The sequence below is a fragment of the Mycolicibacterium austroafricanum genome (assembly GCF_000612725.1).
In the GTDB taxonomy this organism is placed as follows: domain Bacteria; phylum Actinomycetota; class Actinomycetes; order Mycobacteriales; family Mycobacteriaceae; genus Mycobacterium; species Mycobacterium austroafricanum.
The window spans coordinates 206,588-219,760 of the sequence record NZ_HG964455.1 but is presented as its reverse complement, the minus strand read 5'-3'; the positions used below and the strand labels follow the sequence as shown (position 1 = coordinate 219,760).

The following is a 13,173-nucleotide window of genomic DNA, read 5'->3' as shown; positions in this document are numbered from 1 at the left end:
CTACCGCAGCGACGCGGTGTCGATGACGAACCGGTAGCGGACGTCGCTGGCCATGACGCGCTCATAGGCCTCGTTGATGTAGTCCGGCTCGATGATCTCGATCTCGGGGGTGACATCGTGTTCGGCGCAGAAGTCCAGCATCTCCTGGGTTTCGGCGATGCCCCCGATCATCGATCCGGCGATGCTGCGCCGCCCGGAGATCAGTGCGCCGGCCGGCACACTCATCGGGTGCTCGGGCATACCGAGCTCCACGAGGGTGCCGTCGATCTTGAGCAGCTTGAGGTAGTCCTCGAGGTTCAGGTTGGCCGACACGGTGTTGAGGATCAGGTCGAAGCGGCCGCGGAGCTCTTTGAAGGTGTCGCGGTCGCTGGTGGCGCGGTACTCGGTGGCGCCGAGCCGCAGACCGTCCTCCATCTTTTTCAGTGACTGGCTGAGCACGGTGACCTCGGCGCCCATCGCGGCGGCCAGCTTGACCGCCAGATGACCGAGGCCGCCGAGACCGATCACGGCCACCTTCGTGCCCGGGCCCGCATTCCAGTGATGCAGCGGCGAGTACGTGGTGATGCCCGCGCACAGCAGGGGAGCCGCCTTGTCCAGCGGGATGGCGTCGGGAATGTTCAGCACATAGTTCTCGTCCACCACGATCGCGCCGCTGTAGCCGCCCTGCGTCCGCTGCCCGTCGCGACCGACACCGTTGTACGTGCCGACCATGCCGCCGCCGGTGCAGTACTGCTCTTCGCCGTCGCGGCACGCGTCGCACTCCCGGCACGAATCGACGAAACACCCGACTCCGACCCGGTCGCCGACTGTGAATTTCGTTACGGCGGAACCGACCTCGGTGACGATGCCCGCGATCTCGTGCCCAGGGACCAGCGGGTAGTCGATGCCACCCCACTCCCCGCGCACGGTGTGGATGTCGGAGTGGCAGATGCCGGCGAAGTGGATGTCGAAGGCGACGTCATGGGGTCCGACGTCGCGCCGGGTGACGGTGGTCCTGGTCAGCGGCCCATCGGCGGACGTGGCCGCGTACGCGGAAACGGTGGTCATCATTACCTCTGTCTGTTCTTGTCTGCTCGAAGGCGTCGGCCGGTGCCGGGGCCCAAGGGAATGCGCCGCGACGATGCGGCTGACAGCTTCAACGGTCTGGGCCGGCGGGTTAGTCCGCAACCTCGCCGGACCGGTCAGTTGATGGGAGCGTTGACCCATCGTAGGTCGGCGAGCATGCCGCGCGCCGCCACGATGCCCTCACCGGTCTGCCAGACCTCGTTGTTCACCGCGAACACCCGGCCGTCGCGGTTGGCCGAAAGGCGTCGCCACGCATCGCTGTCAAGGACTTTCGGCGCGCGTTCCCGCGCTTCGGCCGTGGCGAACGACACATAGACGAGGTCGCCGTCGGCGATCGAGAAGTCCGGAGAGTTGCCCAGGTCCTCGTCGGAGATCCCCACCTCGACGTAGGGCTTGTCGGTGAACCGTTGTGCCGCAGGACGATCCACGCCGACAGCGGCCAGCACACTGCCGGGGAAGCTGTCGGGACCGAACACCCGCATCGTCGTGTCGGTGAATTGCACCACCGACGCCTGGAAGTGCGCCGCGTCGTTGTCCAGTCCGGTCCGGTCGGCCGCCCGATCGAAGTCCTCGATCAGGCCGTCGGCCGCCGCCGCCCGGCCCGTGGCCGCGCCGACGGTACGCAGATTGTCCCGCCACGCCGACCCCGCGGGACCGGTGAACACCGTCGGTGCGATCGCGGCCAGTTCGGGATGGTCCTGGGGCGTCAGCGCCACCGAGCCGAGGATGAGATCGGGCTGCGCCGCGCGGATGGCATCGAGGTCGGGATCGGTGCGGCTGCCTGCACCAGGCAGTTCGTGGATGACGGTGCCCAGATACGCCGGCTGGACGTCGGAGCCCTCCGGCAGCGCTGCGGCCACGATGCGGGACTGCAGGCCGAGCGCGCACAGCGCGTCGAGATGGTCACCGGAGAGCACGACGATGCGCTGCGGATCCGCGCGCACCTGGGTGAGCTCCGGGATCGGCGGCGACACACCGTGCCCGGTCGCGTTGCGCACCTCGCGGTCGGGCGGGCCGTCGTCGAGCCGTGCCGGTTCGGGCGCGCACGACTCGTCGGGCCTGCGGTCGTTACCGAGCACGCCCGCACTCGCGATGCGCGTCGTGCTGGTCTCGACGGCGCGCTGACCGGGGCCGTCGGCCGTGTCGTTGCCGGAAGAGCCGCACCCGGTGAAAGCGAACACCGCGACGGCGACGCCGACGGCGGCAAGTCCCGCCGACCGGGACCACCGGTGGTCCGCCCGCGCTCCCGTGAACAGCACGCGCCGACGTTAACATCCGGACGCTTCACGGCTGGTCAAGGCCCGTCATGGGCTCGGCGCGGGGCCAATTACGACGGTTTGTAGGACCACCCCAGCCCCGTCCTGCCCGGGAGGTTAGGATTCATACCAAACGTCGGTACGCCGACAATCGATCCGGATATCCGGTCAGCGATATGGAAGGTTGGAGGACCAGTTGGTAGCCGAAGCGCCCCCAATCGGAGAACTCGAGATCCGGCGGCCGTACCCGGAGCGCCTCGGGCCCAAGGGCAATCTGATCTACAAACTGATCACCACCACCGATCACAAGCTGATCGGCATCATGTACTGCGTCGTGTGCTTCGCCTTCTTCCTGATCGGCGGCCTGATGGCGCTGTTCATGCGGACGGAGCTGGCCACACCCGGTCTGCAGTTCCTGTCCAACGAGCAGTTCAACCAGCTGTTCACCATGCACGGCACGGTGATGCTGCTGTTCTACGCCACCCCGATCGTGTTCGGGTTCGCCAACCTGGTGCTGCCGCTGCAGATCGGCGCGCCCGACGTCGCGTTCCCGCGGCTGAACGCCTTCTCGTTCTGGCTGTTCCTGTTCGGCGCGCTGATCGCCACCGCCGGCTTCATCACCCCCGGTGGTGCCGCCGACTTCGGCTGGACCGCCTACTCGCCGCTGACCGACGCGATCCACTCGCCCGGCGCGGGTGGTGACCTGTGGATCATGGGCCTGGCCGTCGGCGGTCTGGGCACGATCCTGGGTGCGGTGAACATGATCACCACCGTGGTCTGCATGCGCGCACCCGGCATGACGATGTTCCGGATGCCGATCTTCACCTGGAACATCCTGGTGACCTCGATCCTGGTGCTGATCGCCTTCCCGATCCTGACCGCGGCGCTGTTCGGCCTTGCCGCCGACCGCCACCTCGGCGCGCACGTCTACGACCCCGCCAACGGTGGCGTGCTGCTGTGGCAGCACCTGTTCTGGTTCTTCGGCCACCCCGAGGTGTACATCATCGCGCTGCCCTTCTTCGGCATCGTGTCCGAGATCTTCCCGGTGTTCAGCCGCAAGCCGATCTTCGGCTACACCACCCTGATCTACGCGACGCTGGGTATCGCGGCGCTGTCCGTGGCCGTGTGGGCGCACCACATGTACGCGACGGGTGCGGTGCTGCTGCCCTTCTTCTCGTTCATGACGTTCCTCATCGCCGTCCCGACCGGCATCAAGTTCTTCAACTGGATCGGCACGATGTGGAAGGGCCAGTTGACGTTCGAGACACCGATGTTGTTCTCGATCGGGTTCATCGCGACGTTCCTGCTCGGTGGCCTCTCCGGTGTGCTGCTGGCCAGCCCGCCGCTGGACTTCCACGTCACCGACAGCTACTTCGTCATCGCGCACTTCCACTACGTGCTGTTCGGCACCATCGTGTTCGCCACCTACGCGGGCATCTACTTCTGGTTCCCGAAGATGACCGGCCGCCTGCTCGACGAGCGGCTCGGCAAGGTGCACTTCTGGTTGACGTTCATCGGCTTCCACGCCACGTTCCTGGTGCAGCACTGGCTCGGCGACGAGGGCATGCCGCGCCGCTACGCCGACTACCTGCCGACCGACGGGTTCACGACGCTGAACGTGGTGTCGACGATCGGTGCGTTCATCCTCGGCGCCTCGACCCTGCCGTTCCTGTGGAACGTGTTCAAGAGCTGGCGTTACGGCGAGGTCGTCACGGTCGACGACCCGTGGGGTTACGGCAACTCGCTGGAGTGGGCCACCAGCTGCCCGCCGCCGCGGCACAACTTCACCGAGCTGCCCCGGATCCGTTCGGAGCGGCCCGCTTTCGAGCTGCATTACCCGCACATGGTGGAGCGGATGCGTGCCGAGGCGCACGTCGGTCGCGCGCACGGGCCCGAGGACGGCGACGTGACCCGGCTCGACAACGAGAACGTCCGTACCTGACAGAGCAATTGAGCGGCACTCGGGCGTGAGCGCATCGCAGAACTGGCCTGCCGGCTCCTCCCGCGACCGGTCGTCGCTGCTGATCACCGTCACCGGTCGCGATCAGCCGGGCGTCACGTCCGCGTTGTTCGAGGTGCTGTCCCGGCATCGGGTCGATCTTCTCAACGTCGAACAGGTCGTCATCCGCGGGCGGCTGACGCTCGGTGTTCTCGTCGCGGCGGCCACCGAAGTGGCGGCGGGCGCCGAGCTTCGCAGCGAGGTGGAAGCCGCGATCCACGGCGTCGGACTCGACGTCAGCATCGAAAGCAGTGACGGCCTGCCGGTGTTGCGGGTGCCCTCGACGCACACCATCGTGGTGCTGGGCCGCCCGATCACCGCAGAGGCTTTCGGTGTCGTCGCCCGGGAAGCGGCCGCCCTCGGGGTGAACATCGACTTCATCCGCGGGGTGTCGGACTACCCGGTGACCGGCCTGGAGCTCCGCGTGTCGGTGCCACCCGGGGCGTACCGCGAGTTGCAGGCGGTGCTGGCTCGCGTCGCCGTCGAGGAGAGCGTCGACATCGCGGTCGAGGACTACAGCCTGTCCCGGCGCGCCAAGCGGCTCATCGTGTTCGACGTGGACTCCACGCTGATTCAGGGTGAGGTCATCGAGATGCTGGCCGCCCACGCGGGTGCCGAGGCCGCGGTGGCCGAGGTGACCGAGGCGGCGATGCGCGGCGAACTCGACTTCGCCGAGTCGCTGCATCGACGGGTGGCCACCCTGGCGGGGCTGCCGGCCTCGGTGCTCGACGACGTCGCCGATCAGATCGAGCTGACTCCCGGGGCGCGCACCACGCTGCGCACCCTGCGCAGGCTCGGATATCACTGCGGCATCGTGTCCGGCGGTTTCCGGCAGGTCATCGAGCCGCTGGCGCACGAGCTGATGATGGATTTCGTCGCCGCCAACGAGCTGGAGATCGTCGACGGGAAGCTCACCGGCCGGGTGGTGGGCGATGTCGTCGACCGGCCGGGAAAAGCCAAGGCGCTGCGCGATTTCGCGCAACAGGCCGGGGTGCCGATGGAGCAGACGGTGGCGGTCGGGGACGGCGCCAACGACATCGACATGCTGTCGGCGGCAGGCCTCGGGGTGGCGTTCAACGCCAAGCCGGCCCTGCGTGAGGTGGCGGACGCCTCGCTGAGTTACCCCTACCTGGACACGCTGCTGTTCATCCTCGGCATCACCCGCGGGGAGATCGAGGCCGCCGACGCGCTCGACGGGGTCGTCCGACGCGTCGAGATCCCGGACTAGAGGTCGGGTTCAGACCACCACGGCCGTGGGTTCCGACGCCGTCATGCCGGTGACGCTGCGCCACGCGCGGGCGAGCAGTTCGATCGCCTCGACCAGTTGCCCGTCCGGCAACGTGTAGGGCACCCGGATGAAGCGCTCGAGGCTGCCGTCCACGCCGAAGCGCGGGCCGGGGGGAATCTCCAATCCCATGCGCGACGCGGCCGCCGACAGCGCCGAACTCATCGGCGCGGGCAACCGCACCCACAGTGACAATCCGCCCTTGCCGGGGGCGGGCCGCCAGTCAGGTAGGTGCTCGGCCAGCAACGCCAACAGCAGGGCCCGCCGGGACCGCAGGATCTCCCGGCGCTCCGGCAGGACTTCGTCCTCGGAAGCCAAAAGCTTTGCCGCGGCCAGCTGTTCGAAGATGGGCGTGCCCATGTCGACAGCCGGACGCTGCACGGCGACGGTGGCCAGCGTACTGCGCTCGGCGCGGATCCAGCCGATCCGCAGCCCGCCCCAGAAGGATTTCGACATCGACCCGACGGTCAGCACCAGGTCCCGTCGGCCCGTCATCGAGGCGGCCAGGGGAGCGGGGACGGGCTCGTCGAGCCACATGTCGGTGATCGTCTCGTCGACGATCGTGCGGGTGCGGGTGTCGCTGATGATGTGCGCCAACCGTTTTCGCTCGGGGACGGGCAGTGTCATGCCGGTCGGATTGTGGTTGTCGGGAACCAGATACGCCAGGTTCGGCGCCAGTTGACGGATGGCGGCCTCCACGGCGTCTAGTTCCCAGCCGTCAGGCGCCATCGCCACCGGAACCGTCCGCAGACTTCGCGACGCCATCGCCGCGAGAGCCCCGTGATAGGTGGGCTGTTCGACCAGCACCCTGTCGTCGGGCTGGGTGTAGGTCGCCAGGATCAGCCCGATTGCGTGCAAAGCGCCTGTGGTCACCATGATCTCGTCGGGGTCCGTGGGAAGCCCTCGGGCGCAGTACTTTTCAGCGATCGCCGTGCGAAGCGGGAGCACCCCGGTCAGTTCGACGCCGATCTGGTGCAGGTAGGGCGTGACCTCTTCGGCGGCTTCGGCGAAGGCCCGCGCGGCGATGGCCGCCGGCGCGGCCAGGGTGGCCGCGGCCAGATTCGCGCCCGTCGGGGCGAGCGGGGCCGGCGCGGCGGGGCGCAGCGGTAGCGCGGTGGTGCTGCGGGCGCCGCGGCGGGCGTTCAGGTAACCGTCGTCACGCAGCTGGGCGTAGGCCGCGGTGACGGTGGTGCGGGACACGTGCAGCACTTCGGCCAGGAGGCGTTCGCTGGGCAACCGGGCGCCGACCGGAAGCCGGCCGTCGATGATCAGGAGCCGGATCGCGTCGGCGAGGCCATGGTAGGCCGGCCCGCTGCGACTGGACGTCCGCCAGTTGCCCAGCTCACGAACCAAGAGGTCCACATCGAGCGATCTGGCTACCATTGCCTCAGTCATTGAGGCCAGTATTGCCGAACTGGATATTGATAAGCAAGCCAGATGGGCAAGATTATTGGCCACATGACGCACTGGTTTTCCCGCCTGGGGCGGCGACTGGCCGATCTGTACTACCTGCCGCCGGTCGGCAGCAGCGTCGACGAGCGCGACGCCGACGCACGACGGATGCGTAGCGAACTGGACGCCATCCGGATGCATTTCCCGGACCACGCCTAGTGGCCACCGCGAAACGCGCCGCCCTGCGCGGTGCGGCGCTGTTCACCGGGCTGTGCGGTTACGGCGTGTCGATGGCGATGATGGTCCGCAGCGGCCTCGGCCTCGACCCGTGGGACGTGTTCCATCAGGGCTTGGCCGCGCGGACCGGCATGACCATCGGGCTGGCTTCGGCGGTGGTCGGCGTCGTGGTGCTGCTGGCCTGGATACCGCTGCGGAACCGCCCCGGGATCGGCACCGTCGCCAACGTCGTCGTCATCGGTGTCACCGTCGACCTCGCCCTGTGGATGATCCCGGCGCCCACCTCGCTGCCCGTGCGCGTGGCGCTGATGTTCGCCGCGGTACTGCTCAACGCATTCAGCACGGTGCTCTACATCGGCGCCGGCCTCGGCCCCGGTCCACGGGACGGACTGATGACCGGCCTGGTGGTGCGCACCGGGAGGTCGGTGCGGGTGATCCGCACCGTCATCGAGGTGACGGTGCTGTCCGCCGGCTGGCTGCTCGGCGGCACCGTCGGCGTCGGAACCGTCGTCTACGCCTTCGGGATCGGGCCGCTGGTGCAGTTGTTCCTGCGGCTGACGCCGAACCGGGTGCTCGCCGTCAGCGGTTGGGCCCGGGTGGATTCGGCGCAACGGGCTTACGGCGGTGGCGGGGAAGATGAGAAGGATGAGCAGCCCAGGGGTGTTGGAGTCGCTGGCGGCTGACGCCGTCGCGCTGGGTGAGCGAGTGCCCCGGGCGGTGCTGGGCATCGCGGGCTGCCCAGGAGCCGGCAAGTCGACGCTGGTGCAGTGGCTGCTGGAGCGGATCGGGCAGCTGCGCGGCGCCGGCTGGGTGGCACACGTCCCGATGGACGGTTTCCACCTCGCCGACGACCAGCTGCGCCGTCTCGGCAGGCTGGGCCGCAAGGGCGCGCCGGACACTTTCGACGCCGCCGGCTACGCCCGGCTGCTGGATCGGGTGCGCGAGGACACCGACATCGACGTCTACGTGCCGGGCTTCGACCGGACGCTCGAACAACCGCTGGCCGCGGCGTTGGTCGTGCACCCGACAGCGCGACTGGTCATCACCGAGGGCAACTATCTGCTCCTGGGGACTGCCGATTGGGTGCGGGCTCGGCAGGCGATGGACCAGGTGTGGTTCGTCAGCGCCGACGACCAGACCAGGACCGCGCGGCTGACCGCCCGCCACGTCGAATTCGGCAAGAGCCCGGACGCCGCGCGGGCCTGGGTCACGGCCGTCGACCAGCGCAACGCCGAGCTGGTGTCACCGACGGCGACCGCCGCCGATCGGGTGATCCTCAACGGCGCGCAGGGCTGGGCGATTTCGGCCTGACTACGATGGTCGGGTGCCAGTCGACGACAGGTCCGATGACGTGAGCGACCCGGTGGCAGAAGCCGACCCCGACCTGCTGATCGACTTCGCCAAGGTCACTCTGCGCCGCAACGGCCGGGTGCTGGTGGGGCCGGTGACCTGGTCGGTCGAACTCGACGAGCGGTGGGTCATCATCGGCCCCAACGGGGCGGGCAAGACGTCGCTGTTGCGGATCGCCGCGGCGATGGAGCATCCGTCGTCGGGCACCGCCTACGTGCTGGGTGAACGGCTGGGGCGCGTCGACATGTCGGAATTGCGGTCCCGCGTCGGACTCAGCAGCGCTGCGCTGTCACAGCGCGTGCCGGACGACGAGACCGTGCGCGACCTCGTCGTGTCGGCCGGCTACGCGGTGCTGGGACGGTGGCGGGAGAAGTACGACGACGTCGATTACGAACAGGCCGTCGACATGCTGGAGAGCGTCGGCGCCGAACACCTCGCCGAGCGCACGTTCGGCACCCTGTCCGAAGGCGAGCGCAAACGGGTGCTGATCGCCCGCTCGCTGATGACCGACCCCGAGTTGCTACTGCTCGATGAGCCGGCCGCGGGGCTGGACCTCGGCGGCCGCGAGGAACTGGTGGCGCGGATGAGTGATCTGGCCGCCGACCCCGACGCCCCGGCCCTGGTGCTGGTCACCCACCACGTCGAGGAGATCCCGCCCGGCTTCTCGCACGGGCTGATCCTCTCCGAGGGCAAGGTGGTCGCCTCCGGTCTGCTGACCGACGTGCTGACCGCCGAGAATCTGTCCAAGGCCTTCGGGCAGTCCATCGCGCTGGATTACATCGACGGGCGCTATTTCGCGCGCCGCGCCCGTAGCCGCGCCGCACACAGGAGACGCTGATGACCGACCCCGATCCGTTGGTGCCCCGGCCCGCCGCCACCGTGATGCTGGTGCGCGATACCCCGGAGGGGATCAAGGTGTTCCTGATGCGCAGGCACTCGGCCATGGATTTCGTCGCCGGGGTGATGGTGTTCCCCGGCGGCGGGGTCGACGACCGGGACCGCAACGCCGACGTCGCCTGGCACGGCCCGGACCGGCAATGGTGGGCCGAGCGCTTCGGGGTGGACGTCGAACTCGCCGAAGCGCTGGTGTGCGCGGCCGCGCGCGAGACGTTCGAGGAGTCCGGGGTGTTGTTCGCCGGCGCGGCCGACGATCCTGACCTGCTCGTCGACGACGCCTCGGTGTACCGCGACCAGCGCGCGGCGCTGGAGAACAAGTCGCTGTCGTTCGGCGAGTTCCTGCGTTCGGAGAAGCTGATGCTGCGTGCCGACCTGCTGCGGCCGTGGGCGAACTGGGTGACGCCCAAGGAGGAGCGCACCCGCCGTTACGACACGTACTTCTTCGTGGGCGCGCTGCCGCAGGGTCAGCGTGCCGACGGCGACAACACCGAGACCGACCAGGCCGGCTGGGTCACCCCGCAGGCCGCGCTCGACGATTTCGCCGACGGACGCAGCTTCCTGCTGCCTCCGACGTGGACGCAGCTCGACGCGCTGAACGGCCGCACGGTCGCCGAGGTGCTCGCGGTGGAGCGCAAGATCGTCGCGGTCGAACCGTCGCTGGCCGCCCAGAAAGGCGGCAACTGGGAGATCGAGTTCTTCAACAGCGACCGCTACAACGAGGCGCGGAACCGGCGCTCCCCCCAGGGGTACGCCGACGGGGTGCCGCTGACGTGAGGGAGTTCGTCAGCTCGGTGCTGCCCGAGGGCGGTCCGGGGATCGCGACACTGCTGCTGTCACGACCGCCGACGAATGCGCTGACCCGGCAGGTGCACAGGGAGATCGTCGAGGCCACCGCCGAGCTGGGCCCGCGCGACGACGTGTTCGCCGTCATCGTGTACGGCGGGCACGAGATCTTCTCCGCGGGCGAGGACATGCCCGAGCTGGACACCTTGACCGCCGACGAGGCCGCGGTCGCGGCCCGGGTGTGCGCGGAGGCCGTGGAAGCGCTTGCGGCACTGCCGAAACCGACGGTCGCCGCGATCACCGGCTACGCGCTCGGGGCCGGCCTGACGCTGGCGCTGGCCGCTGACTGGCGGGTCAGCGGGGACAACGTCAAGTTCGGGGCCACCGAGATCCTCGCGGGACGGGCCCCCGCGGGCGGCGGCGCCACCCGGTTGGCAGGCGCGATCGGGCAGAGCAAGGCCAGGGACCTGGTGTTCAGCGGTCGGTTCGTCGACGCCCGCGAGGCCCTCAAGCTGGGTCTGGTCGACGAGTTGGTGGCGCCTGACACCGTCTACGACGCCGCGCTGGCCTGGGCGGGCCGGTTCGCCGACTATCCACCCGAGGTGCTGGCGGCCGCCAAGAGCTCGTTCGCACGCGATATGTGGGCCGGCGTCGACGGACGTTAGGCTGCCCTGCATGACGGAAACGAAGGAACCCGGCGCCTACCCTGATGTCGCCGTCCCTGCTCCGACCCCTGATGTCGCCGTCCCGGCTCCGACGCCACGCGCGACCAAGGAGCAGGTCGAAGCCGCGATGCACGACACCAAGCTGGCCCAGGTGCTCTACCACGACTGGGAGGCCGAAACCTACGACGAGAAGTGGTCGATCTCCTATGACCAGCGCTGCGTCGACTACGCCCGCGGCCGCTTCGACGCTGCGGTCCCCGAAGAGGTACAGCGGGAGCTGCCCTACGACCGGGCGCTGGAGCTGGGCTGTGGGACGGGCTTCTTCCTGCTCAACCTCATCCAGGCCGGAGTGGCGCGGCGCGGCTCGGTGACCGATCTGTCGCCGGGCATGGTCAAGGTCGCCACCCGCAACGGTCAGTCGCTGGGTCTGGACATCGACGGCCGCGTCGCCGACGCCGAGGGCATCCCGTACGAGGACAACACGTTCGACCTCGTGGTCGGCCACGCCGTGCTGCACCACATTCCCGACGTGGAGCTGTCGCTGCGCGAGGTGGTGCGGGTGCTCAAGCCGGGCGGCCGGTTCGTGTTCGCCGGTGAGCCGACGACCGTCGGTAACCGGTACGCCCGCGAGCTGTCGACGCTGACGTGGCACGCCGCCACCACTCTGACCAAGCTGCCCTGGCTGGACGGTTGGCGCCGCCCGCAGGCCGAGCTCGACGAGTCGTCGCGCGCCGCCGCCCTGGAAGCCGTCGTCGACCTACACACCTTCGACCCGGCCGACCTGGAGCGAATGGCCGTCAACGCCGGTGCCGTCGAGGTCCGCACGGCCAGTGAGGAATTCACCGCCGCGATGCTCGGTTGGCCGATCCGCACGTTCGAAGCTGCGGTGCCGCCGGGCCGATTGGGCTGGGGCTGGGCGAAATTCGCCTTCGGCAGCTGGACGACGCTGTCGTGGGTGGACGCCAACATCTGGCGCCGCGTGGTTCCCAAGGGCTGGTTCTACAACGTCATGGTGACGGGGGTCAAACCGTCGTAGAGTTCGGCCTCGACGATGTGGCCTACCTGCGCAGCGACGCTGGACGGCTGGCCCTGGCCGAGGTGTCCCGCCACCGGTTGACCGATGCCACGCTGGTTTCGGACATCGCCGCGGCCCGAACGCTTTTCGGTGACCGCACCGGGGTGCTGGTCGAAACCGTGAAGCTGCGACGCAAAGCGTCCGCCAAGTTCGCCGACGCGTCGGGCTGGTTGTTCACCGACGACGCACTGCAGCAGGCGACCGCCGCGCCGGTGGCAGAGCACCGGGCGCGGCGGCTGGCCGGGGCGACGGTGCACGACGCCACCTGCTCGATCGGCGCCGAGCTTGCTGCCCTTCGGAATTGGGCAGGCTTCCTGCTCGGGAGCGACATCGACCCGGTGCGCCTGGCGATGGCGCGGCACAACCTGGGTGGGTCCGTGCCGCTGTGCCGCGCCGATGCCCTCCGCCCGATCACCGTCGACGCCGTCGTCGTCGTCGACCCGGCGCGGCGCACCGGCTCCAGGCGCCGGTTCGACCCGCGCAGCTACCTGCCGCCGCTGGACGACCTGCTGGAGGTGTTGCGCGACCGCCACCATGTCGTGAAGTGCGCTCCCGGAATCGATTTCGCGGTGCTTGAGCAGCTGGGTTTCGACGGGGAGATCGAGGTGACCTCGCTGTCGGGCAGTGTCCGCGAAGCCTGTCTGTGGTCACGGGGACTCTCGGACGGCGGGGTGCGGCGGCGCGCGACGCTGCTCGACACCGGAGAACAACTCACCGACACCGAGGCCGATGGGTGCGCGGTGGCTCCTGCGGGCCGCTGGATCATCGACCCCGACGGCGCCGTGGTGCGCTCCGGGCTGGTGCGCCACTACGCGGCCCGGCACGGGCTGTGGCAGCTCGACCCCGACATCGCTTATCTGTCCGGCGACCGGTTGCCCCCGGGGGTGCGTGGTTTCGAGGTGATGGAGCAACTGGCGTTCGGTGAACGACAGTTGCGGCAGGCGCTTTCGGCCCGTGACGCCGGCGCCGTCGAGATCCTGGTCCGCGGTGTCGACGTGGACCCGGACGTGTTGCGTTCCCGCCTCCGGCTGCGCGGGTCGGCACAGGTGACGGTTGTCATAGCCCGACTGGGTTCCGGGGTGGCAAGCCGGGCAACGGCATTCATATGTCGTCCGTCACGTTGAAAGCTCACGTACCCTGGCCGTACCTGATTATTCGAAACTGCGCCG

The 13,173-nt window shown here is 69.1% G+C and carries 13 protein-coding genes; 10 read left to right on the top strand and 3 right to left on the bottom strand.

The window, feature by feature from the left end; all coding sequences use genetic code 11:
* Together BN976_RS21210 and BN976_RS21205 are read right to left on the bottom strand one after the other, a co-directional pair.
* Window positions 1-1,047 carry an NAD(P)-dependent alcohol dehydrogenase gene (locus BN976_RS21210; protein ID WP_011779309.1) on the bottom strand — a complete coding sequence of 349 codons (1,047 nt, stop codon included), beginning with the start codon at window positions 1,045-1,047 and terminating at the stop codon, window positions 1-3.
* A 134-nt stretch (window positions 1,048-1,181) separates the two neighbouring features.
* The gene (locus tag BN976_RS21205; RefSeq protein WP_036373621.1) at window positions 1,182-2,324 is read right to left on the bottom strand and encodes an iron-siderophore ABC transporter substrate-binding protein; all 1,143 of its coding nucleotides are present in this window, start codon (window positions 2,322-2,324) and stop codon (window positions 1,182-1,184) included.
* 193 nt (window positions 2,325-2,517) lie between these two features.
* On the opposite strand from BN976_RS21205, the gene ctaD reads away from it, so the two are divergent.
* Both ctaD and serB read left to right on the top strand, forming a co-directional pair.
* Window positions 2,518-4,263, top strand: coding sequence for an aa3-type cytochrome oxidase subunit I (gene ctaD / locus BN976_RS21200; protein ID WP_036374187.1), 1,746 nt, complete (start codon window positions 2,518-2,520; stop codon window positions 4,261-4,263).
* A gap of 25 nt (window positions 4,264-4,288) precedes the next feature.
* Window positions 4,289-5,548 carry a phosphoserine phosphatase SerB gene (serB, locus tag BN976_RS21195; protein ID WP_011779312.1) on the top strand — a complete coding sequence of 420 codons (1,260 nt, stop codon included), beginning with the start codon at window positions 4,289-4,291 and terminating at the stop codon, window positions 5,546-5,548.
* Between the two features lie 9 nt (window positions 5,549-5,557).
* Here the strand turns inward: serB and yczR are convergent, their stop codons facing one another.
* A complete protein-coding gene (gene yczR / locus BN976_RS21190; RefSeq protein ID WP_036373618.1) occupies window positions 5,558-7,000 on the bottom strand; it encodes a MocR-like transcription factor YczR in 1,443 nt (480 codons plus the stop codon).
* A 63-nt stretch (window positions 7,001-7,063) separates the two neighbouring features.
* On the opposite strand from yczR, the gene BN976_RS33870 reads away from it, so the two are divergent.
* Genes BN976_RS33870 through BN976_RS21155 form a run of 8 tightly spaced genes read left to right on the top strand, consistent with a single transcriptional unit; the run spans window position 7,064 to window position 13,128 of the window.
* Window positions 7,064-7,216 (top strand): hypothetical protein, encoded by a 153-nt coding sequence (locus tag BN976_RS33870; RefSeq protein WP_158013685.1) that lies wholly within the window; start codon window positions 7,064-7,066, stop codon window positions 7,214-7,216.
* Window positions 7,216-7,917, top strand: a complete 702-nt coding sequence (gene yczE, locus BN976_RS21185; protein ID WP_036373615.1) for a membrane protein YczE — start codon at window positions 7,216-7,218, stop codon at window positions 7,915-7,917. Before BN976_RS33870 ends, yczE begins: the two co-directional genes overlap by 1 nt.
* On the top strand, window positions 7,880-8,545 hold the full coding sequence (locus BN976_RS21180) for a nucleoside/nucleotide kinase family protein (protein ID WP_036373613.1): 666 nt from the start codon (window positions 7,880-7,882) through the stop codon (window positions 8,543-8,545). The genes yczE and BN976_RS21180 overlap by 38 nt, the downstream gene beginning before the upstream one ends.
* A 13-nt stretch (window positions 8,546-8,558) precedes the next feature.
* On the top strand, window positions 8,559-9,422 hold the full coding sequence (locus BN976_RS21175; protein WP_036373610.1) for an ABC transporter ATP-binding protein: 864 nt from the start codon (window positions 8,559-8,561) through the stop codon (window positions 9,420-9,422).
* Complete coding sequence (locus BN976_RS21170; protein WP_011779317.1) at window positions 9,422-10,255, top strand: NUDIX hydrolase; 834 nt, start codon at window positions 9,422-9,424, stop codon at window positions 10,253-10,255. The genes BN976_RS21175 and BN976_RS21170 overlap by 1 nt, the downstream gene beginning before the upstream one ends.
* Complete coding sequence (locus tag BN976_RS21165) at window positions 10,252-10,929, top strand: enoyl-CoA hydratase (RefSeq protein WP_036373607.1); 678 nt, start codon at window positions 10,252-10,254, stop codon at window positions 10,927-10,929. The genes BN976_RS21170 and BN976_RS21165 overlap by 4 nt, the downstream gene beginning before the upstream one ends.
* Before the next feature lie 10 nt (window positions 10,930-10,939).
* Window positions 10,940-11,965: a class I SAM-dependent methyltransferase gene (locus tag BN976_RS21160; RefSeq protein ID WP_036373604.1), complete on the top strand. Its 1,026-nt coding sequence runs from the start codon at window positions 10,940-10,942 to the stop codon at window positions 11,963-11,965.
* Complete coding sequence (locus BN976_RS21155; RefSeq protein ID WP_407635612.1) at window positions 11,923-13,128, top strand: THUMP-like domain-containing protein; 1,206 nt, start codon at window positions 11,923-11,925, stop codon at window positions 13,126-13,128. The genes BN976_RS21160 and BN976_RS21155 overlap by 43 nt, the downstream gene beginning before the upstream one ends.
* The last annotated feature ends 45 nt before the right edge of the window (window positions 13,129-13,173 follow it).

Coding starts and splice junctions, on each gene's coding strand:
- BN976_RS21210 (WP_011779309.1), bottom strand. CDS start 1,047: ATGACCACCGTTTCCGCGTACGCGGCCACGTCCGCCGATGGGCCGCTG.
- yczR (WP_036373618.1), bottom strand. CDS start 7,000: ATGACTGAGGCAATGGTAGCCAGATCGCTCGATGTGGACCTCTTGGTT.
- BN976_RS33870 (WP_158013685.1), top strand. CDS start 7,064: ATGACGCACTGGTTTTCCCGCCTGGGGCGGCGACTGGCCGATCTGTAC.
- BN976_RS21180 (WP_036373613.1), top strand. CDS start 7,880: ATGAGCAGCCCAGGGGTGTTGGAGTCGCTGGCGGCTGACGCCGTCGCG.
- BN976_RS21170 (WP_011779317.1), top strand. CDS start 9,422: ATGACCGACCCCGATCCGTTGGTGCCCCGGCCCGCCGCCACCGTGATG.
- BN976_RS21160 (WP_036373604.1), top strand. CDS start 10,940: ATGACGGAAACGAAGGAACCCGGCGCCTACCCTGATGTCGCCGTCCCT.